This window comes from Enterobacillus tribolii, from assembly GCF_003363015.1.
Taxonomy (GTDB): Bacteria; Pseudomonadota; Gammaproteobacteria; order Enterobacterales; family Enterobacteriaceae; genus Enterobacillus; species Enterobacillus tribolii.
This window is the reverse complement of the sequence record NZ_QRAP01000003.1, coordinates 228240-249965: the sequence shown is the minus strand read 5'-3', so window position 1 is coordinate 249965 and position 21726 is coordinate 228240. Positions and strand designations below refer to the sequence as shown.

Annotated in this window: 19 protein-coding genes and 1 tRNA gene; 15 read left to right on the top strand and 5 right to left on the bottom strand. The window is 55.7% G+C overall.

The window, feature by feature from the left end; genetic code table 11:
* Positions 1-49 precede the first annotated feature (49 nt).
* Complete coding sequence (locus C8D90_RS08520; protein WP_147291344.1) at positions 50-913, top strand: SDR family NAD(P)-dependent oxidoreductase; 864 nt, start codon at positions 50-52, stop codon at positions 911-913.
* Here the strand turns inward: C8D90_RS08520 and C8D90_RS08515 are convergent.
* Positions 910-1449 (bottom strand): class IV adenylate cyclase, encoded by a 540-nt coding sequence (locus C8D90_RS08515; protein ID WP_115458017.1) that lies wholly within the window; start codon positions 1447-1449, stop codon positions 910-912. The two genes, C8D90_RS08520 and C8D90_RS08515, sit on opposite strands and share 4 nt — an antisense overlap.
* A 328-nt stretch (positions 1450-1777) precedes the next feature.
* Between C8D90_RS08515 and idi the strand changes: the two genes are divergently transcribed.
* The 9 genes from idi to C8D90_RS08470 all read left to right on the top strand — a co-directional run bounded on the left by idi (position 1778) and on the right by C8D90_RS08470 (position 11273).
* A complete protein-coding gene (gene idi / locus C8D90_RS08510; protein ID WP_115458016.1) occupies positions 1778-2296 on the top strand; it encodes an isopentenyl-diphosphate Delta-isomerase in 519 nt (172 codons plus the stop codon).
* Between the two features lie 94 nt (positions 2297-2390).
* Complete coding sequence (locus C8D90_RS08505; RefSeq protein ID WP_162844380.1) at positions 2391-3629, top strand: tetratricopeptide repeat protein; 1239 nt, start codon at positions 2391-2393, stop codon at positions 3627-3629.
* A 426-nt stretch (positions 3630-4055) separates the two neighbouring features.
* Positions 4056-4313: a multiple stress resistance protein BhsA gene (bhsA, locus tag C8D90_RS08500; protein ID WP_115458014.1), complete on the top strand. Its 258-nt coding sequence runs from the start codon at positions 4056-4058 to the stop codon at positions 4311-4313.
* Positions 4314-4572: 259 nt separating this feature from the next.
* Positions 4573-5382: a pyrroline-5-carboxylate reductase gene (proC, locus tag C8D90_RS08495; RefSeq protein ID WP_115458013.1), complete on the top strand. Its 810-nt coding sequence runs from the start codon at positions 4573-4575 to the stop codon at positions 5380-5382.
* A 216-nt stretch (positions 5383-5598) separates the two neighbouring features.
* Positions 5599-7263, top strand: coding sequence for a kdo(2)-lipid A phosphoethanolamine 7''-transferase (gene eptB / locus C8D90_RS08490; RefSeq protein WP_115458012.1), 1665 nt, complete (start codon positions 5599-5601; stop codon positions 7261-7263).
* Between the two features lie 116 nt (positions 7264-7379).
* A tRNA-Pro gene (locus tag C8D90_RS08485) sits at positions 7380-7456 on the top strand.
* 247 nt (positions 7457-7703) lie between these two features.
* On the top strand, positions 7704-8045 hold the full coding sequence (locus C8D90_RS08480) for a DUF1493 family protein (protein ID WP_115458011.1): 342 nt from the start codon (positions 7704-7706) through the stop codon (positions 8043-8045).
* A 180-nt stretch (positions 8046-8225) separates the two neighbouring features.
* Positions 8226-9929: an Hsp70 family protein gene (locus tag C8D90_RS08475; RefSeq protein ID WP_115458010.1), complete on the top strand. Its 1704-nt coding sequence runs from the start codon at positions 8226-8228 to the stop codon at positions 9927-9929.
* Positions 9930-9932: 3 nt separating this feature from the next.
* The gene (locus tag C8D90_RS08470) at positions 9933-11273 is read left to right on the top strand and encodes a J domain-containing protein (RefSeq protein ID WP_115458009.1); all 1341 of its coding nucleotides are present in this window, start codon (positions 9933-9935) and stop codon (positions 11271-11273) included.
* 3 nt (positions 11274-11276) lie between these two features.
* On the opposite strand, the gene C8D90_RS08465 is transcribed toward C8D90_RS08470, so the two are convergent.
* On the bottom strand, positions 11277-11768 hold the full coding sequence (locus C8D90_RS08465) for a YbaK/prolyl-tRNA synthetase associated domain-containing protein (protein WP_115458008.1): 492 nt from the start codon (positions 11766-11768) through the stop codon (positions 11277-11279).
* A gap of 615 nt (positions 11769-12383) precedes the next feature.
* Between C8D90_RS08465 and dppA the strand changes: the two genes are divergently transcribed.
* The 5 genes from dppA to dppF all read left to right on the top strand — a co-directional run bounded on the left by dppA (position 12384) and on the right by dppF (position 18049).
* A complete protein-coding gene (gene dppA, locus C8D90_RS08460) occupies positions 12384-14012 on the top strand; it encodes a dipeptide ABC transporter periplasmic-binding protein DppA (RefSeq protein WP_115458007.1) in 1629 nt (542 codons plus the stop codon).
* A 118-nt stretch (positions 14013-14130) separates the two neighbouring features.
* A complete protein-coding gene (gene dppB, locus C8D90_RS08455) occupies positions 14131-15150 on the top strand; it encodes a dipeptide ABC transporter permease DppB (RefSeq protein ID WP_115458006.1) in 1020 nt (339 codons plus the stop codon).
* 11 nt (positions 15151-15161) lie between these two features.
* Positions 15162-16049, top strand: coding sequence for a dipeptide ABC transporter permease DppC (dppC, locus tag C8D90_RS08450; protein WP_115458005.1), 888 nt, complete (start codon positions 15162-15164; stop codon positions 16047-16049).
* A 12-nt stretch (positions 16050-16061) separates the two neighbouring features.
* Entirely contained in the window at positions 16062-17042 is a 981-nt protein-coding gene (gene dppD, locus C8D90_RS08445; RefSeq protein ID WP_115458004.1) for a dipeptide ABC transporter ATP-binding protein, read from the top strand.
* The gene (gene dppF / locus C8D90_RS08440; protein WP_115458003.1) at positions 17039-18049 is read left to right on the top strand and encodes a dipeptide ABC transporter ATP-binding subunit DppF; all 1011 of its coding nucleotides are present in this window, start codon (positions 17039-17041) and stop codon (positions 18047-18049) included. The genes dppD and dppF overlap by 4 nt, the downstream gene beginning before the upstream one ends.
* 68 nt (positions 18050-18117) lie before the next feature.
* Here dppF and bcsG read toward each other — a convergent pair whose 3' ends face one another.
* Genes bcsG through bcsE form a run of 3 tightly spaced genes read right to left on the bottom strand, consistent with a single transcriptional unit; the run spans position 18118 to position 21543 of the window.
* Positions 18118-19791, bottom strand: a complete 1674-nt coding sequence (gene bcsG, locus C8D90_RS08435) for a cellulose biosynthesis protein BcsG (protein ID WP_115458002.1) — start codon at positions 19789-19791, stop codon at positions 18118-18120.
* On the bottom strand, positions 19775-19978 hold the full coding sequence (gene bcsF, locus C8D90_RS08430; protein ID WP_196238494.1) for a cellulose biosynthesis protein BcsF: 204 nt from the start codon (positions 19976-19978) through the stop codon (positions 19775-19777). Before bcsF ends, bcsG begins: the two co-directional genes overlap by 17 nt.
* Positions 19978-21543 carry a cellulose biosynthesis protein BcsE gene (gene bcsE / locus C8D90_RS08425; RefSeq protein ID WP_115458000.1) on the bottom strand — a complete coding sequence of 522 codons (1566 nt, stop codon included), beginning with the start codon at positions 21541-21543 and terminating at the stop codon, positions 19978-19980. Before bcsE ends, bcsF begins: the two co-directional genes overlap by 1 nt.
* Positions 21544-21726: the final 183 nt, after the last annotated feature.

Here is a 21726-nt window from a genome sequence, read left to right as displayed (position 1 = left end):
CTACGCTGTTTTATGTCTGAATCCGGACGATGAAACAGGAGATACCGGCATGCTGAATCAATCCCTTGTTGTTGTTACAGGCGGCGGACGCGGCCTGGGCCGCGTGTTTGCCCGGCGGTTGGCGCAATCCGGCGCCAGGGTAGTCATTACCGGGCGCGATCCGGAAACGCTGAGCCGCAGCGCGGCGGAAATCGGCCATGGTACAGAAAGCATCGCTTTCGACGTCACGGATGCCGGTCAGGTGCGGGATGCGTTTGCGGAAATTGAGCGCCGCTTCGGGCCCGTTGAGGCATTGGTCAACAATGCGGGGGTTTTGGGGCCGGTGGACTATTTCTGGCGCAGCACGCCGCTGGAGTGGTACGAGGCGCTGGACATCAACCTGAAAGGCACCGTGCTGTGCTCGCATGCCGTACTGGATTATATGATTGCCCGCGAGCGGGGAACGATCATCAACATCGCCAGCAACGCCGGGGTATTCCGCTGGCCGACCTGCTCCTCTTACTCCGTCTCCAAGGCGGCCATCATCAAACTGACGGAGAATCTGGCCGTGGAAGTACGGGGGCACCATGTGTCGCTGTTCGCTTACCATCCCGGCCTGATCCATTCTGTTGGTATGTCTATGGACTTACAGCAAAGTGACGTTCCCGGGGAAAGCATGAAAGCGAAGCTGCTGGAATGGTGTAGGGAAGAGCACCTGGCGGGCCGGACGGTAGAGCCGGAAAAGGGGGCTGAGCACGTTGCGCAGCTGTGCGGCGGCGGCTATTCGGCGCTCAGCGGCCGTTATCTGACAGTGTATGACGATCTGGATGTGCTGTTGAGTGCGCAAAAAGAGGTGAAACGGCAAGACTTCCTGACCCTGCGGGTACGCGAATTTTCTCCGGCGTTGTCTGCGGGCAGTGAAGTGCCGGACTAATACCCCAAAAGCTGGCGGTAGCTGCGCTTTTCCTGGTTCTGTTCGCGCAGCCCCAGTTCACGGGCAAACTGGGCCAGTTGTTGATAAAGGAGGCGTAACTGGTCGGCATCGTCGGTCATCACGGCCACTTCGGCAAAGTACCCCAGGCTGGGCAGGTGGTCGAGGGTGACGTGGAACTGGCGGCAAAAGTAAATGCTGCGGGTTTTTTCCATGCGGAAGTAAGGATGAAAACCCAGCGTTTCCAGCATCACGGCGGCTTTGTCGCAGTCGCTGATATTGACCGCTTCACACTGCGACGGGCCGGGGCCTTTGACGATCCACAGCCTGATGCCGGAAGGCTGCATTTCCCGCAGGCACATGCTGACGTGCTGATTACCCAGCGTGGCTGAAGGAGACTCGAAGTAATGGTCCACCTCATGGTTATCCAGCAAAAAGGGTTCCGCATGCAGCGCTTCCAGACGCGCCCGTATCGGCGCGGGATCTGAAATCCTGAACTTAAGCTCCGCTTCGTATTTTCCTTTAAAGTGATCGGTCATGATGAGGATTCGCGCCTGGCCGCCTGGAAATTCACCGAGTATATCAGGATGCAAAATGCGGTAATCGGTTGAAATTCATAACTATGCGCCCGATCCCGAAATTGCGGGGGGATGGCATATGCGCGCGGTGGGGCATATTCATCACGGAATCCGCGTCGGGTATTGCTCGGAATTATCTGTTTCGTGATATATTTTTCTCCGCAAGCAATTTTTCGCAGCATAAAAGCGCTGGCGGATGGCGCGATATTCAATGGATATAGTCCGGATAGGCTATGGTAATAGTATGAATACCATTCCGGCGTACTGCTGGCATCGGAGGAGATCCGCCATGATTAACGTCATTCTGGTTGATGAGAACGACCGCCCAACGGGAACGATGGAGAAGCTGGAGGCGCACCGGCAGGGCAGGCGGCATCGCGCAATTTCATGCTATGTGTTCAACAGCCGCGGCTGGTTGCTGTTACAGCTGCGGGCGGTGCAGAAATATCACGCGGGCGGCCTGTGGAGCAATACCTGTTGCGGCCATCCGTTTCCCGGTGAAGAGACGCACCTGGCGGCGACGCGTCGCCTGCATGAAGAAATGGGGATGCATTGCCAGCTCCATAAGGCGTTTGAGTTCAGCTACCGGGTTGAGTTGGATAACGGGATGGTGGAAAACGAGTTCGGCCATATTTTCCTGGGAACCAGCGATCTCACCCCGCAGTTGAATCCGGCAGAGGCCGAGGCGTATGCCTATGTTGAACCGGAAACGCTGCGCCGGCAGATGGCGGAAGAACCGGCGCGTTTTACGCCCTGGTTTCTGCTTTGCTATCCGCACGTGCTGGATTATCTGGCCGGCAGGGAATAAGGGATTTACTTATTTTCTTTTCACCGGCCCCCCGCCATCATAAATGAGCGCCGGGAGCGGACGTATTCGGGAAGATGACAACCAAGAGGGAACTATGGCTTCCGTAGAGAAAAAATTTTATAAGCTGGCAGAAGCCTTTCGCACTGCCCTGGCACAGGGAAACTATGCGCAGGGGCGTGAGGTCGCCCGCCAGGCGCTGAAGCTGGCGCCCGGTAACCCTTCGCTGCTGGCGGATTACGCGCTGTGCCTGATGCGCACCGGCGACTATGAGCAGAGCCGTAAAACCTACATGCAGCTTCTGCGGCGCACCGGTGAGGAAAACATGCCCGGTACGGCGCTGGACGGGCTGGTGGAGGTGTGCGGCTGGCTGGGTGATAAGGCGCAGGTGCGCCGCTATGGCAATATGTCGTTAACCCAGGCGGATAATAAATTTCGTCAATTTCACGCTTACCCATTGCCCGACTCTCCGCCGCCGGCGTTCGATCCTTCCGTGGCAGAGCGTAATCTGATCGTCTTTTCATTGTACGGCGCCCGTCCCCGTTATTGCGAAACCGCAGTGATGAACGTCGGGGTTGCCCGCGACCTGTTCCCACAGTGGCGCTGCCGTTTTTATCTGGATGACACGGTTCCCGCCGGGGTTCAGGCGCGCCTGAGCGCCGCCGGCGCGCAGGTGGTAAAGGTATCGGACGATATCCGTCAGACGATACCGCCGCAGATGTGGCGCTTCCTGGTGATGGAAGATGAGGGCGTCTCCCGCTTCCAGGTGCGTGATGCGGATGCCTTGCTTTCGGAGCGCGATAAAGCGGCGGTGGAGGCGTGGCTGCAAAGCGGGTACTGGTATCACCACATGCGGGACTACTTCACCCATACCGAACTGCTGCTGGCCGGCATGTGGGCCGGGTGTCACAACCCGGCGCTGCCCGGAATCCGGACGCTGATCGCCCAATACCTGAGTGAAGAAGAAGCGCACAAACGCTTCGCCGACCAATATTTTTTGCGCCGCAGCCTGTGGCCTACCATCCGGCAAAGCCTGCTGAGCCATGATGATATGTTTGGTTTTCTGGACGCCGAACCGTTCCCGCCGCATGAGCCGGTGCGCTGGCTTCCCCATCAGTTCCACGTTGGCAGCAACGTCAGCTACAAGCGGGTCAGCAGCAACAGCGACGCAGCCGATGGCGCGGAGCAGCTCTGGGCGCTGCTGGATGAACAGGGAACGGAGCTGTGCCGGTATTCCTCGCCGGTAAAAGGCGGGCAGTGGGAAGAGTGGTTGCCATTCTTCCTGACCGACGGTATTCAGAGTGGTATATATCGTGTAAAGAATGTGATCGAATAGCGTCACGGATAAAATAATGCGGGAAAGCGGGTGCTTTCCCGTTTTTATATCGCACATTCTACGCTTTTATTTAGCAAACTGTGCCGAATACGTAAGCGGGAAATAACCGGCTTTTTTGTTGAATGTCATGAATTGTATATTTTTGTTTTTTCCAACAAAGTGTGTTACTCAATTAATTTAATCTCAACTCATTGAATTATAATATTTATTGCTATGTTTATTTGTTTTCGTGCAGTTTTAAATTTACGCGCTTTTTATTAAACTTTGCGGTTGTGTAAAGTTGGTGCATTGATATTCAATTTATTTGAATGAGTTTCTCAAAAGAGATCGGTGTTAATTTTAAGTGAAGATGTCTATTATTCTTTCATCGCAAGTTACTCCCGATTTTATTGACAATAACTGACAATCAGATAGAAAGGATACATCATGAAAAGCATCAAATTTTTCGCTGCAGTTTTGGCTCTTACCTCTGCATCTTTCGCTGCTACGGCGGCTGACTCGGTAACCACCGCGACCGGTGACCTGCAATCTATGGGTTATATTTCCGCTTCTGGTGCGACCAACCTGGATTCTTTGGAAGCGAAACTGGCCGCTAAAGCGGAACAAGCCGGCGCAAGCTCATACCGTATTATTTCCACTACCGGTCAGAATAAACTGCACGGAACGGCTGAGATTTATAAATAATCTTAGCAGCAGGAAATAATCACCGTGGCGGCACTGTGCCGCCTTTATTTTTTCTTCTTCATTTTTCTTTCTTTATATTTTTCCACCAGGAATTGCGTGCGAAATAATTCCTCTGTCGTGATATTTCTTCCCTCATATTTTCCATAACGTCTTCTGGAGCAAAACGGAAGCTGCGTTTACGCGGATTTTGGTGATAGCCTAACAGCAGTATGCGCCGCGATGCGGCGTGCCGGTCATTTCTGAATTCACGGGAGGCATTGTGGAGCAAACAATCGGGTTCATCGGCTGCGGTAACATGGGGAAGGCGATTCTGGGCGGGCTGATTGCCAGTGGCCTGGTTCCCGCACAGCACATCAGGGTCTATAACCGCAGTGCAGACAGCGTAGCGGCTATCGTACGTGAATATGGCGTGCGCGGCGCGGCGGACGCGTCTGAAGCGGCGCGCGACAGCGACGTGATCATCATCGGCGTTAAACCCGCCGGCGTGACCGGCGTGCTGAAGCAAATCAGCGGCGTATTGCGCCCGGAAACGATTGTGATCTCCATTGCGGCCGGCGTAACGCTGGAAACATTACAAGGCGCGCTGCCTGAACGGCAGAAAGCGGTACGCGTAATGCCGAATACCCCGGCGTTAGTGAATGCGGGTATGTCATCCATTACGCCGAATGAATATCTCACGCAGGATGACACGGAAAACGTAGTACGCCTGTTCAGCAGCTTCGGCAAGGCGGAAGTCGTGCCTGAGTCATTGATTCATGCTGTGGTCGGCGTCAGCGGCTCCGCGCCGGCGTATGTTTTCATGTTTATTGAGGCGATGGCGGACGCGGCGGTACTCGGCGGCATGCCACGGGCGCAGGCGTATGAGTTTGCCGCCCAGGCGGTGCTGGGGTCAGCCAAAATGGTGCTGGAAAGCGGTAAGCATCCGGGCGCGCTGAAGGACATGGTGTGCTCGCCGGGCGGAACCACCATTGAGGCGGTTAAGGTGCTGGAGGAACAGGGGCTGCGGGCGGCGGTAATTAACGCAATTCAGCATTGTATGCAAAAGTCCGAGGTAATGAGCCGGGGATAATTGCGCTTTTCAACGTATCCATTTTCAAAGCACCAATACCGGTGAAAGGCCGGTATTGGTGTGGTCGATTCATTTTTGGCGCGCATTATGTCCAATTATAATTACATTTGGGAATCTTCCTTAATTAGGATTATTTTCTAACGTTACAGAACAATTGTGCCAAGCATGTGTCAGATGAGGGTCTGAGAACTTTTTTGCACAAGGTCTTCCTGCTTAATGGAAACAATGAAATCACTGTCCCATCCGGTACAATCTTTGTTGCTGGCGCTTTATGTTGGCATCTTTCTTAATGCTTCTGTGTTTTATCGTCGCTTCAGCGAACTGACGCACGGAGAACATGTTTCCCGGCTGCTCAGTGGTGCCGTTGAAATCCTGGCTATCGTTCTGTTCACTTTCTTCCTCCTGCGCCTGCTTTCGTTGGGCGGCCGCTGGTTTTACCGCATTACCGCTTCGCTGCTGATACTGATTTCCGTCGGCGCCAGCTATTACATGACGTTTTTCAACGTGGTGATCGGCTACGGGATCATCGTTTCCGTTCTGACGACGGACATCGATCTTTCCAAAGAGGTCGTCGGCGTTAATTTCATCATCTGGATGGTGTGCGCCAGCATTATTCCCCTGACGCTGGTCTGGAACAGCCGGCTGCGTAATTCGCTGAAAGAACAACTGACCCGGCCCGGCCAGCGGCTGCGCACGCTGGGCATTCTGCTGCTGGTTGCCCTGCTGGTCTGGCTGCCGCTGCGCTGGATGGATAAGCAGCAAAAGCGGGCTGACGCGGCGAATAACGTCGATATGCCCAGCTACGGCGGCGTGGTGGCGCACTCCTACCTGCCTTCCAACTGGCTGGCGGCGCTGGGGCTGTATACGTACACCGCGATTGATGAGCGTCAGGATCGAAGCGAACTGCTTGATCCGGCGAAACAGTTCACCTATATCGCCCCGCCGGGTATCGACGACACTTACATGGTGTTCATCATCGGTGAAACGGCGCGCTGGGATCACATGGGCATTCTGGGCTATGGCCGGGATACCACGCCGCGGCTGGCGAAAGAGAAGAACCTGGCGGCGTTTCGCGGCGAATCCTGCGACACCGCGACCAAGCTCTCGCTGCGCTGCATGTTTGTGCGCGAAGGTGGTGCGTCGGATAACCCGCAACGCACTTTGAAAGAGCAAAACGTGTTCTCCGTGCTGCACTCTTTAGGGTTCAGCTCCGAGCTGTTCGCCATGCAGAGCGAGGTGTGGTTCTACAACAATACGGACGTTGATAACTTTGCCTTCCGCGAGCTGATCGCCTCTGAAAAGCGTAACGACGGCAAACCGGTGGATGATATGTTGCTGGTCACCGAGCTGCAAAACTCGCTGAAGGCGCATCCGGCCGGTAAACACCTGGTGATTTTGCACACCAAAGGCTCGCATTACCTGTATTCCCAGCGCTACCCGCGCGATTTCGCCCGCTATCAGCCGGAATGCATGAGCGTGGATGAGAGTTGCACCAAGGAGCAGCTGATTAACGCGTTTGATAACAGCATTTTGTATACCGACACGTTTATTGAAAACGTCATCAATCAGGTGCGGGACAAAAAAGCGCTGGTGTTCTATGCCTCCGATCACGGCGAATCCATCAGCGACAGCATGCACCTCCACGGTACGCCGCGGGAGATGGCGCCGCCGGAGCAGTTCCGGGTGCCGGTAATGGTGTGGGCGTCCGACAGTTTTCTGGCCGACGGGCGTAACCGTCAGGCATTCAGCGAATTACAGGCGCGCGCGCGCAGCGGTGCCGGCGCTAAGCACACGCAACTGTTCGACTCGATTCTCGGCTGCCTGGGATACACCTCGCCGGACGGTGGGATCGTGACAAAAAATAACCTGTGCCGACTATAAATCCGGTTTTTTCCTTAAAAATATGAGAAATGGTGTTTTTATCAGCGATCGGTGAAAGGAAAACAAAGAAGAGGGTTGACGCTGTTCCTGTACGGAAGTAAGATGCGCTCCGCATTCGGCGAGTAGCGCAGCCTGGTAGCGCAACACGTTCGGGACGTGTGGGTCGGAGGTTCAAATCCTCTCTCGCCGACCAAATTTACTTCCGGTAAGTTTTTAAAACGACCGGGAACCCGACAAGAACCCGCAACTCTCATTGAGTTTGCGGGTTTTTTGTTGGCTGCAATATGCCTGTCGTGATTTGTATAACTCTTTCCCCTTCTGACCTGTTTCTCCTGTTTTCGCTGTCAGGAAAATGAGGAATAATTCTGCGGTACTTGCCCTATGTGTCCGGTGAACAACGCCTGGAGCAGATAGTGCATGACTAACAGGGAGGATGGGTTGTGGAATTAAATGATGACGTAGCGCAGGCCGTGCTTGATTGGTACGACTCCGTATGGAACCTCCCTCCGCCTATGGGGAAAAAGCCGGTCTTAACCCCGGATACCAGCCTTTCTACGGGAAAATATCCGTGGGCGCGGGAAACCGGCGACGAGGTCATGGCGGATTATTTTTCTCGTTTTCAAGTCGATAGGGCCGGCTTTGATTTTCTGAAGTATTGGCCTTATGAGCGGGGGATTATTGCCGTTTTGTTTCGCAGGAAACCGAAAGCGCCGGAGCCGCTTACTGTTCACATGTTGATAGAGTCCGCCAGGGCTGGGCGGTGGTTGTATGATTCTGACTGATCATCGGTATAACAAGGCCATGCCACACTAAAATATCTCGAAAAGACGATGATTTTTTATTATTGATCTGCCGTGATGTTTTTCCTCACCAATGCCTGGCAGACGCTTGCTGTCATTAAAAAACCATACCGATAATAAGTGGCAATAAAACTTCATCGGTTTTGTGCGGGAAGTTAAAGGATGGAAAGGATTCAAAGGAATATTATTGGCATCGATCTGGGCACATCAAACTGCGCCGTGAGTGTTTGGCGTAATGGTCAACCCATATTGGTTCCGGCAGCCGATGGAAATAACCTGACGCCATCCGTCGTCGGCTTGGATGATGATGGGCATATCATCATCGGCCATCGTGCCAAATCGCGTTTAACCTCCCACCCGCACCTCACCATCGCCAGCTTCAAGCGTTACATGGGGACGGAACACCTCTTTACGTTGGGACCCCACCATTTTCGGGCCGAAGAACTTTCTGCCCTTGTGCTGGGTAAATTGAAAACCGATGCGGAAGTTTTTCTGGCACAGGAAGTCACCGAGGCCATCATTACCGTTCCGGCTTATTTCAACGATATTCAGCGTAAAGCGGTCAAGGCAGCGGGGAAGCTGGCGGGGCTGAAGGTTGAACGCTTGCTCAATGAGCCTACCGCCGCGTCGTTGGCTTATGGCCTTGCCAATCATAGCGAACAGAAATTCCTGGTCTTTGACTTGGGAGGAGGTACGTTCGATGTTTCGATTATCGATATGTTTGAAGGTGTGCTGGAAGTACGGGCCAGCAGCGGTGATATCTGGTTAGGTGGTGACGATTTCACTGAAAAAGTACGTCAGTGGATGCTGAGCTGTAAGCCGCAACTGAGTGACGCTCCGTCTGAAACATTGGCAGAGTTGGCCCGTCTTGCCGAAGAGATGAAGTGTCGCTTAACGCAGCACCCGCTGGCATCGTGCTCGCTGGGTTGGCAGGGCGGAACGCTGGAATGGGAACTGGATACGCCGACATTCGCCCAACTGTGTGAAGAATTGCTTACGCGCCTGAAGGCGCCGATCATCCAGGCGCTACATGACGCTCAGTTTTCACTGGCGTCGCTGGATCACGTCGTGCTGGTGGGGGGCGCGACGCGTATGCCCGTGGTGCGCCAGGTCGTGGCGCGGATGTTTGGCCGCTTCCCGCGCAGTGAACTGCATCCGGATGAGGTTGTGGCGCTTGGAGCCGGAATTCAGGTGGGGTTCATGCTGGAAGATAAGGCATTGGACGATATTGTGCTGACCGACGTGATGCCTTATTCCCTGGGGGTGAATGTAGCGCGCCAGTATGGTAGCCGCTATGAGGAAGGGTTCTTTTTACCGGTAATTGAGCGTAACGCCTTCGTACCGATCAGTGTCATGAAATCGCTGTCAACGCTACACGATAACCAGCAACAGATGGACATCGGGATTTATCAGGGAGAGGCGCGGCGGATAAAAGATAACATCTTGCTGGGCAGCATGTCAGTGCCGGTTCCTCCCCGTCCGGCCGGTGAAGTCAGCGTGGATATCCGCTTTACCTATACACTGGATGGCATTTTAGAGGTGGAATGCCGTGTCGCCGGAGAGGATACAATGTCATCGCTGATCATCGAGAAGGTGCCGGGGGTACTGAGTGAAGAGGAAATTCATCAGCGCCTGGCACAACTGGCCGCACTGAAACTACATCCTCGTGATGCTTCCGTAAACCGCCAGCTTCTGGCACGTGCTTCGCGGCGGTATGAACAGTTCCTTGGCGAACGGCGGCAGATTATTGATCATTTCGTGACGGATTTTGAAGTTGCGCTGGATTCCCAGGATGTAAGGGCGATTGCGGTGGCACGCCAGCAACTGGAGCAAGTGTTATCCCGTTTTGATGACGGTTTGGAGTGAGGCATGACCATCTGGGATATCCTTGGCATTGAGTCAACCAACGATCAGACCGCTATTCGCCGCGCCTATGCGCGCCAACTGAAGCAACATCGGCCGGATAAAGATCCTCAGGGCTATCAGCAACTGCATGAGGCATTTGAACTTGCCAAACAGCTGACCGGTGAGGGGGTAGGTTCATCCGTGTCGGAGGAATCCATTGATACACAGGCTGATCAGGTGATGGGTGGGGCTGTCGCGCCTTATCTTGATGCTTTATTGGCCCAATCTGAAACACAACCAGCTTCTTGCTTGCCCGTATGGGACAAAGGTGCGGTAATTGAAGAGGGGAAAAGGCTGGCGGCGCTGCTGGCGCAGAACAGCCATGAAGGCAGGCAGGAATTGCAGGCATATGTTAATTCGCGTTTGCCCGATTCTCTGGCCGCTCGCGAAGCGTTTAGCTTGGCTCTGGCGGAGGCGTTGAGTACCAGTGATGAATTAGATGAAACTCTGCTGAATGGTGTTTCCGCTATTATGATGTGGGATTTGGATCACTACCGCAGCAGTCAATTGCCGGCCTGGCTTATATCAGCGCTGGAGCGGCGTGTTCAGAAAAATTACGACAATCTTTACTGGGAGCAACTGGAATATAAGTATCAGCATTCCATGACCGATCGTCTGGTATGGCGAATGTTGATCACACCTGAAAAGCCAGTTGCCTGGTGGGTAAAATGGGTACCCGGCCTGATCGATACGCTACGTAAAGAGCTGACGACGATGGAGAGTAACCACCCGGCCTTGCTTGATCGTATCGGGCCGCAGGTTTTTATCCTGGCGGCTTTTAACTTCAGTATTGGCGGTATCTTGCTCAATCTTTATGTTTGGGGCGTGGTGAGCTGGGTAGTGGGAGCCCAAGCTGAGCGGGTATGGCCCGAACTGCTTTCCCTGTGGCTGGTAGTGGGGTTTTTCGTCTTGGCTTATGTGCCATTGCATCAACGTTTCAATGCCCGACCTGAACGACTGAGAGTCTATAACTTTTTGGTTTATTTGCTTTCGCTGGCGTTGTTGGTGCCGTTTGTCGTTAAATATTTCCGCTTTGTCACTTCACTGAAAACGAAAAGTACGGGCGAGGCATTGGCGGTTTTGTTGTGTTTCTCATTGCTGGTGGTCCCCATTGCCTGGTGGATTTGGAAGAGCCGGGCGCAATGGCGGATACTTGCAACACGCATTGTGGCGATACTGATTTCATTCCCGGTCAATTTCTTGCGTGGAGTGTTCAGCAGTTTGGGGCCAATCAGCGTGCTGCTGCTTATCCTGGTGCCAGTCGCATATGGCTTCATCATCCATCACGTTTACTTCACCCGATAACGCTCATTCCTGGCACTTGATAAACTGTACCAGCCGCGGTGCGGCAATCCGCTGATAATCCTGGGTGTTAAGAATTACCGATCGCTCCAGCGTGCCGGCGTTGAAGGCCAGCTCATCAAAGCGCTGGAACAGCAGCGGCGCGGCCACCAATAAAAGATCCGGATGAAAGCTGAACGGCGGTATGGCGCCGAAGACGCAGTCGGTCAGCGCGCTGACCTCTGCCGGGCTGGCGAGTGAAGCCCGTGTCCCGCCGATGCCCGCGGCGAGCAGGCTGAGATCGGCCTGTTGATCGGCAGGCAGAACGGCCAGCACATGCTGCTTTATGCCGTTCCCTTTCACGTGGCAGACCAGCGCCTTGGCGCCTTGCCCCAATTGAGTGCCGCGCAGCAGGGCGACTTCTTCGGAACGTCCGGCGCTGGCGTGTTCCATCACGCGGTAACGCGCCTGCTGCGTGTCCAAAAGCGTGGTCAGGCGGATAAATGTTTCTGCGGACAAGATTATTTTCTCCGGATTCTGTATTTGTCATACAGCGCAACTCGTGGGGCGCGCCATTTCTGACCACCATACCCCAATACCAAAATGGTGCAACCCATGCACAAAAACGGCGCATTGCGGATGATTTTGGTGCGGCGCAGGCAAAAAAAACCTCAATAAACAGAATATCATCCTGTCGATTAAACAGATCACAAAATCAATTGTTCAGTTATTCATCATTTGGCAAGAATTTTTTCGGCTACTTTTTTGGCCTGATTCTCTGCCTGAATAATAGCCTGTGGTGGATTATTCTGATAATAAAGTGCTAGCACAAATTTAAATTCTGCATATGTTACATGGAGGTTTTTTTTATGTTTGCATGATGTATATCACGCATCATGCAAATCACGTTTAGTTATATTGACGTCACCCTTAACACTTGCGAAATTGGTGCGTATGAGGGAGGGCAGGCGATATCCGCAATCATGGCGGATGCGCTTTAAAAACATGCGGGATTCGTTCTCCTGGCATGACGGTTGCACCTCTCTTTTAGCCTTTAGGCTGTTCGTCAAGACTGCGCACGAAAAAGAACAGGTCTGGCGGAACACACACAACACCACAACGGAGCCAAGCGTTATGTCTTTTTATAAAAAGAACACGTCCACTCGCGGGAAAAAAATGGGTGCACTGAAAGTTGGGATTGGTTTGGTGGCGCTGGCCGTTGCCGCCAGCGTTCAGGCAAAAACTCTGGTTTATTGTTCAGAAGGGTCGCCCGAAGGGTTTAACCCGCAGTTGTTCACTTCCGGTACGACTTACGATGCCAGTTCCGTACCGATCTATAACCGTCTGGTTGAGTTTAAAACCGGCACCACCGAAATTGAGCCGGGCCTGGCGGAAAAATGGGATATCAGCCCGGACGGGAAAACCTACACCTTCCACCTGCGTAAGGGCGTGAAGTGGCAAAGCAGCAAGGACTTCAAACCGTCGCGCGATTTTAATGCCGACGACGTCGTGTTCTCCTTCATGCGTCAGAAAGATGAAAACCATCCCTTCCATAAAGTCTCCGGCGGCAGCTACGAGTACTTCCAGGGAATGGGCATGGGCGAGCTGATCAGCAAAATTGAGAAAGTGGACGACTACACCGTCCGCTTTGATTTAGTCCGTCCGGAAGCGCCGTTCCTGGCCGACCTGGCGATGGACTTCGCCTCCATCATGTCCGCCGAGTACGGCGATCAGATGCTGAAAGCCGGCACGCCGGAGAAGATCGACCTCAACCCGCTGGGCACCGGTCCGTTCCAGATGCTGCAGTACCAGAAAGACTCCAAGATTCTGTACAAGGCGTTCCCGGATTTCTGGGGCACCAAGCCGAAGATCGATCGTCTGGTCTTCTCCATCACGCCGGATGCTTCCGTACGTTATGCCAAGCTGCAGAAAAACGAATGCCAGATCATGCCGTACCCGAACCCGGCCGATCTGGAGCGTATGAAACAGGATAACGCCATCAATTTGATGGAGCAGCCGGGCCTGAACGTCGGCTATCTGTCGTTTAACGTGGAGAAAAAGCCACTGGATAACCAGAAGGTGCGCCAGGCGTTGACTATGGCGGTCAACAAATCGGCGATTATCGACGCGGTTTATCAGAAGGCCGGCCAGTCCGCCAAGAACCTGATCCCGCCCACCATGTGGGGTTATAACGAGCAGATCACCGACTACGCGTACGATCCGGAGAAGGCCAAAGAACTGCTGAAAGAGGCCGGTATGCCGGACGGTTTCTCCATCGACCTGTGGGCGATGCCGGTACAGCGTCCGTACAACCCGAACGCCCGCCGTATGGCGGAGATGATTCAGGCCGACTGGGCCAAGATCGGCGTGAAGGCCAAAATCGTGACCTACGAGTGGGGTGAGTACCTCAAGCGCGCCAAAGACGGCGAGCACCAGACGGTGATGATGGGCTGGACCGGCGACAACGGGGATCCGGATAACTTCTTTGCCACCCTGTTCAGCTGCGCAGCCGCGAAAGAAGGCTCCAACTATTCCAAGTGGTGCTACAAGCCGTTTGAAGATCTGATCCAACCGGCGCGCGCCGAGTCCGATCATAATAAACGCATCGAGCTGTACAAACAGGCGCAGGTGGTGATGCACGATCAGGCTCCGGCGCTGATCATCGCGCACTCAACGGTATTCGAACCGGTCCGCAAGGAAGTGAAGGGCTATGTGGTCGATCCGCTGGGTAAACACCACTTCGACAACGTCTCTCTGGACTAATCCGGGCGGGCGACTTTGTTGTATATCCCCCGTTGTGCGGGGGATATAGCAGTTTGCTGTGAGCATCATAAGCCCGGCGGCCCATGAGCCGCCGGGCATTCATAAGAGAGTTCGGGATATGTTGCAGTTCATACTCCGGCGTTTGGGATTGGTTATCCCGACGTTTATTGGCATTACGTTGCTGACGTTTGCTTTTGTTCACATGATCCCCGGCGATCCGGTCACGATCATGGCAGGGGAACGCGGGATTTCAGCCGAACGCCACGCCCAGCTGATGGCGCAAATGGGGCTGGATAAGCCGCTTTATCAACAATATTTCACTTATATCGGCAATGTGCTGCACGGCGATCTCGGTATATCGCTGAAAAGCCGCACGCCGGTATGGCAGGAATTCGTGCCCCGTTTCCAGGCAACGATGGAACTGGGTATCTGCGCGATGATTTTCGCCGTGCTCGTCGGTATTCCCGTGGGGGTGCTGGCCGCGGTGAAGCGGGGATCGGTGTTCGATCACACCGCGGTGGGGATCTCCCTGACGGGATACTCCATGCCTATCTTCTGGTGGGGCATGATGCTTATCATGCTGGTTTCCGTTCAACTCAACCTCACGCCGGTATCGGGGCGTATCAGCGATACCGTCTTCCTCGACGACAGCTATCCGCTTACCGGCTTCATGCTGATCGATACGCTGTTTTGGGGCGAAGCCGGCGACTTTAAAGACGCGGTGATGCACCTGATCCTGCCCGCTATCGTGCTGGGTACTATCCCCCTGGCCGTTATCGTGCGAATGACCCGCTCTTCCATGCTGGAAGTGCTGAGCGAAGATTATATCCGTACCGCGCGCGCCAAGGGGCTGGGCCGGATGCGCGTCATCATCGTGCATGCGCTGCGCAACGCGCTGTTGCCGGTGGTCACCGTGATCGGCCTGCAAATCGGCACCCTGCTGGCCGGCGCGATCCTGACGGAAACCATCTTTTCCTGGCCCGGGCTGGGGCGCTGGCTGATCGATGCCCTGCAACGCCGTGATTACCCTGTGGTGCAAGGCGGCGTCTTGCTGGTCGCCACCATGATTATTTTGGTCAACCTGCTGGTCGACGTGCTGTACGGCATCGTTAACCCGCGTATTCGCCACAAGAAATAGGAGGCGCAACGATGTCTGAAGTAGTAACTGCGCCTAAGCCCATGACGCCGTTTCAGGAGTTCTGGCATTATTTTAAGCGCAATAAAGGGGCCGTGGTTGGCCTGGTGTATATCGTCATCGTGCTGATCCTGGCCATTGGCGCCAACGTTCTCGCGCCGCACCTGCCGGCCGAGCAGTTCCGCGATTCACTGCTGCGTCCGCCGGTATGGATGGAAGGCGGCAGCTGGCAGTTCATTCTGGGCACCGACGACGTGGGCCGCGACATCCTGTCGCGCCTGATTTACGGCGCCCGTCTGTCGCTGCTGGTCGGCTGCCTGGTGGTGGTGCTGTCGCTGATCCTCGGCGTGGTGTTCGGCTTGCTGGCCGGGTACTTCGGCGGCGTGATTGACGCCGTTATCATGCGCATTGTCGATATCATGCTGGCGCTGCCCAGCCTGCTGCTGGCGCTGGTGCTGGTGGCGATCTTCGGGCCGTCCATCGTCAACGCCTCGCTGGCGCTGACCTTCGTCGCCCTGCCGCACTACGTGCGCCTGACGCGCGCCGCGGTGCTGGTGGAAGTTCACCGCGATTACGTCACCGCCTCCAGCGTGGCCGGCGCGGGCGCGATGCGCCAGATGTTCGTCAATATTCTGCCCAACTGCCTGGCGCCGCTGATCGTGCAGGCGTCGCTGGGTTTCTCCAACGCCATCCTCGACATGGCCGCCCTGGGCTTTCTGGGCATGGGCGCACAGCCGCCTACGCCGGAGTGGGGCACCATGCTGTCGGACGTGTTGCAGTTCGCGCAGAGCGCCTGGTGGGTGGTGACCTTCCCGGGGCTGGCGATTCTGCTGACCGTGCTGGCGTTCAACCTGATGGGCGACGGGCTGCGCGATGCGCTTGACCCGCGTCTGAAGCAGTAAGGGGGCGGAGAAATGGCCTTATTGGATGTAAAGTCGCTATCGGTGCATTTCGGCGACAGCAACGCCCCGTTCCGCGCGGTAGACCGTATCAGCTACAGCGTGGATCAGGGGGAAGTTATCGGTATCGTCGGTGAGTCCGGCTCCGGTAAATCGGTCAGCTCGCTGGCGATCATGGGATTGATTGATTTTCCCGGCCGCGTAATGGCGGAAAGCCTGCAGTTTAACGGCAACGACCTGCAAAAGATCTCGGAAAAAGAGCGCCGCCAGTTGGTGGGCGCGGAAGTGGCGATGATCTTCCAGGACCCGATGACCAGCCTGAATCCCTGCTATACCGTGGGATACCAGATCATGGAAGCGCTGAAGGTGCATCAGGGCGGCAACCGCAAAACCCGCCGCCAGCGTACTATCGATCTGCTGACGCTGGTCGGCATTCCCGATCCGCAATCGCGCCTGGAGGTTTATCCGCACCAGCTTTCCGGCGGTATGAGCCAGCGCGTGATGATTGCCATGGCGATCGCCTGCCGTCCCAAACTGCTGATTGCCGATGAGCCGACGACGGCGCTCGATGTGACGATTCAGGCGCAGATCATCGAACTGCTGCTGGAACTTCAGCAGCGGGAAAACATGGCGCTGGTGCTGATTACCCACGATCTGGCCCTGGTGGCGGAAGCGGCGCACAAAATTATCGTGATGTACGCCGGTCAGGTGGTCGAAGCGGGCACGGCGAAGGATATTTTCCGCACGCCGCGCCACCCCTACACCCAGGCGCTGCTGCGCGCCCTGCCGGAGTTTGCCGCCGACAAAGCCCGCCTGGCTTCGCTGCCGGGCGTGGTGCCGGGGAAATACGACCGGCCGACGGGGTGCCTGCTGAATCCGCGCTGTCCGTACGCCACGGAGCACTGCCGCGCCGAAGAGCCGGCGCTGCGTGAAGTCAACGGACGTCAGGTGAAATGTCATACGCCGCTCGATGATGAGGGGAGGCCCGTCGCATGAGTCAGGAAAAACGGGATCAGGCCGCACAGCCGCTGCTGCATGCGATTGACCTGAAAAAGCATTATCCGGTGAAGAAAGGTCTGTTCTCGCCGGAGCGCCTGGTGAAGGCGCTGGACGGCGTTTCCTTCACGCTGGAGCGGGGAAAAACGCTGGCGGTGGTCGGGGAATCCGGCTGCGGAAAATCTACGCTGGGCCGCCTGCTGACGATGATTGAGAAGCCCACCGGCGGTGAGCTTTACTATCAGGGGCAGGACCTGCTCAAGCCGGACGCCAGCGCAGAAAAACTGCGCCGCCAGAAAATCCAGATCGTGTTCCAGAACCCTTATGCGTCGCTGAATCCGCGTAAGAAAGTCGGCGCGATCCTGGAGGAGCCGCTGCGGATTAATACCTCGCTGTCGTCGGAAGAGCGCCGGGCGAAAGCGCTGGAAATGATGGCGAAGGTCGGCCTGAAAACCGAGCATTACGACCGCTATCCGCACATGTTCTCCGGCGGCCAGCGTCAGCGTATCGCTATCGCCCGCGGCCTGATGCTGAATCCGGACGTGGTAATCGCTGACGAACCGGTGTCCGCGCTGGACGTTTCCGTGCGCGCTCAGGTGCTGAACCTGATGATGGACCTGCAACAGGATATGGGACTGTCTTACGTGTTCATCTCGCACGATCTCTCCGTGGTGGAACACATCGCTGATGAAGTGATGGTGATGTACCTGGGTCGTTGCGTGGAGAAGGGCAGTAAAGAGACGGTGTTCAACAATCCGCGTCATCCGTATACCCAGGCGCTGCTTTCCGCAACGCCGCGCCTGAACCCGGATCAGCGCCGCGCGCGCATTAAGCTGACCGGCGAGCTGCCCAGCCCGCTGAGCCCGCCGCCGGGATGCGCCTTCAACGCCCGCTGCCAGCGTGCGTTCGGCACCTGCAAACAGTTGCAGCCGCAGCTTAAGCAATACGGCGAACAGCTGATCGCCTGCTTTGCCGTGGATCAGGACGAAGCGGCGGAAAGCGCGTAATTCCCTGTTACCAATAAAAATACGGGCCGGAAAACCGGCCCGTATTTTTTTCTGCGTAACGTCACGCCTTAGTGCGGATAAGGCACCCAATCCCCGCCGTTCAGGCGAATGTAGGGTTTACCCTGATACTGTATCACGATGGCGTTGTCGTTCTCCGACACCGCAGCGGACTGCGGCAACCCTTTCACCAGCGCGTTCCAGTCCACGTTGTCCTGCGTGAAAATTTTTCCGTCTGCCGTGCGGGCAACTAACTCAGACAGCGCCAGGAAGCTGCTGGGAGCGTCGACGGTCAGTTCCGCACCCTGATGCGGGGTCTTCATCCCGACGAATTTTATCCCGACCGGCACATGGGTGATGCCCGGGCTGGGAATGTCGCGCAGGCCGGACATCTGCATTTTATCCCCCACCAGGGCGGCGCCGTGTTCCGGCACGATCACCACCATCACTTTACGGCCTGATTTTTCCAACGCATTCAGGAAGTTATTTAACTGATCAAATAACGTTTGCGCCCGGGTTTTATAATCCGCAGTTTTGCTCTGCCCGATAAAACGGTTACCGTCGTGCAGCGGGATCAGGTTGAAGAAGGTGGCGGTCCGGCCGCCGTCGTCTTTCTCCTGAGCGTCCAGCCAGCGTTGCAACACCTGCTGATCGTTGTATATCGGCTCGCCGTCGAACGAGGTCAGCTCATGGCCGATACCACTCTGTGACATCAGCGGTGCCTGCAAACCGGCGTATTTGCGCAGGCCGTCCAGGTAATTACCGAACACGCCGGAGTGGTCCATGATCAGCTCAGATTTAAAGCCCAGTTTGGCCAGATTGTCGAACAGGTAACACTGTTGCCCGGCCGGGGAATACAGCGCCTTATGCGATGGCTGGCCGCAACTGGCGCGCAGCAGGCGGATTGACGCCGGGCCGCTGTAGGCGGTCGCCGAGTTGAAGTTCTTAAACAGAATGTCGAAGTGGCTCCACAGCGGGTGGTTGCTCAGGCCGATGGAATCGATGTCGGACCAGGCCAGCGAGCAGATGTTGATCACCAGCAGGTCGAACGGCTGGGCATCTGCGGGCAGCGAGGCCGGAAATGCGGTCTGGCGCTGCTGTTCGCTGGCGTAGAAGGTGTCCAGCCAGGCGGAGAGGTTCTTGCTGGTCGGCGCCTCCGTTTGCGCGGGAATATCTCCGCTTGCGGCGGCCTGAGCGCCTCCACCGTCGGCGGCGGGGGCTGCGGCGCCCGTGCCCGCGGTGTTTGTCGCCGCTTCCGGCGCAAGCGAGAAAGCCGGGCCGGCGATGGTCAGCACATTCAGCCAGACCATGGCGGCAACCACGAACGGCGTAATGCGCACCCACTGCGACACGAACAGGTAGGCGACCAACAGAACGAACACGGCGCCGATCATTTGCCAGTTGATAAAGCGGTTAGCCAAATCCAGCAGGTAGTCGGAGGTAAAGCCCGCTAACTGCGAGCCCTGGCTGAGGATGCTGTTCAGGCCGGGCAGCCAGGTATCGTGATAAAACAGCGCGAAGCCGATGGGCAGCGCCAGCCAGTTGCGCCAGCGGCGCAGGCGTCCCTCCGGCAGGGGAAACAACAGAAACGCCATGAAAACCAGGTTGGCGAGGGGATGAAAATTAAGGTATCCGTACCACAACAGCCCGAATTTAATCAGAAAATAGTAGTTCCAGCCGGAAAGCCCGCGCCAGTTTTGCCACAACCCGGACGGCTGCGGGGAAGCTTCAGTGTTTGTCGTCATTTTGGCGGTTTACCGTAACAGAAGATGTGCGTTGCAAAACGCCGGCGGATTTCAGGTAGCGCGGCGCCAGGAAGCGCTGCCGGAAGCGTTGCAACAGGCGCGGCAGCCAGCGCCGGGCGGAGTAGCCCAGCGGAAGCATGATGACCGCACAAAGAATAATGAGCTGAATAATGTCGGTGATGTTCATCATGATGCGGACTCCCGGCCGCGTGCGTGCAGCAGCGTGATGGGGTACGGCACCTGAGGCGCCCGTTTGCCGCTTCCTGCCGCGGGGTCGTTGCTGCGGTGGATATCCGCAACGTCCGGCTCCTGCCAGTGAGGCGGACGGCTTTGCTGCATCTGATGAATTTCCGCGATGATCTGTTTGTCCTGATACCACACCATCCGGTTGCTGAACACTTCGTCCACCGGCAGGGGGAAAATGTGGCGCAGGGCGACGTCCAGATCGTTAAGGCGGCAGGAGGAGAGGAACAGCGTCATCCGCTCGTCGTCAAGCGTCACCAGATCGCCGAAGCGGCGGATATGGCACAGCGTCAGCGCCTGGCGGACCTTCAGGCCCGGCACCGGACGCAGCGCGATCAACAACCCTTTGCTGTCTTCCGGCAGCAGCGCGTTGTTCATCAGCGCCAGCATCGTTTCACAAAAACGCGGATGGGGAATGTACCCTTTCATGTTGAGCGGGCGCATTGCCTTGAGGAGCACGTTGATGTCCGCCGGAACGTGGCGCGGGAAAACCTGCCCCTGTACGCTTTCAATCATGGTCAGGCTGCGCGACAGCGGCGCGTTGTACGGAATGATCAGGTTGGCGCCGCAGGCCAGCAGCAGGCGTTCGTCGCTGAAACGCAGGCAGGGGGCGTTTTCCCGCACGATGAGCTTCAGCGCATTACCGCGCTGACGGCGCAGCCCGTGCACCAGGTGCGCCAGTTCATCAATCTGATCGTTTTGCTTCAGGCTGAAAATCAGGGTGGCGGCCTGTGCGGCATAGGCGGCGTCGGCCAGGGCTTTGTTGCTGCCGAACAGGCTCCAGTTTTCGGAAAGCGGCGGCGCGCCCTCCAGCACGTTGGCATGCGCCAGATAGAGAAAGTCATCGTTGCGCGGCTGAAGCGTCCGGGGTTTTTCCTCTTCGATGCGCCAGCCCTGCCCGTCGTGAAGTATTACCGTATCCAGACTGGCGCTCACGCCGTTTTGATTACACCAGAAAGCGACGTCATAACGATATTCATCCTGTAACCCGCGCAAACTGGCTAAACCCCATAGTTGCCGGTGTTTTGAGATAAATATTTTCCGAATGTTATTCACGCCACTGCCATGGCAAATGACGAGTAAGGTGCAGCGGCGCTGATTAAGCCAGGTGTTTATATTTGTTACCCAACGGGTCAGTACTTCTTTTTCAATGCTTTCCCAAAACGACGCCGGGGAAAATAATACTAACAAACTTTCTCTGGGATTAAGAATTCGTGTTAGATCTTCGGATAACTGTAATAAGGCTTTTTCTTCTTGTGGTAATAAAAAAATCGGCAGTTTCGCCGGCCCGTTGGTAAAGTTTTCCGGCCCGCCGACAATCTCCGCCGGCGGCGCGCCGATGCTTATCAATGCAGCATTGCAATCAATAGGTTGTGCCGCAATCATTTGATTGGTAAATGTTTTTGCGTCCTGTTCCCGATCGGCGTTCAACCAGTATAAGCCGGGCGTCTGCATCGTTTGGACTTCATCCCAAAGTTGATGAACGCCGAGAGTAAATGATAGTGTCATAGCATCTTCTTATTGATCTTAGAAACGGACATTTCATTAACGGGCAGCTAGCGAAACTACCTAAACAATTGTAACATTACAAACGATAAAGGCCATTCCATTAATATAGTAAGGGCATAGGGAATTACCGCCGGAGCAGATTTTTTTCCGCTTGCTATACTCTCTAAACATAGCTGATTTTTC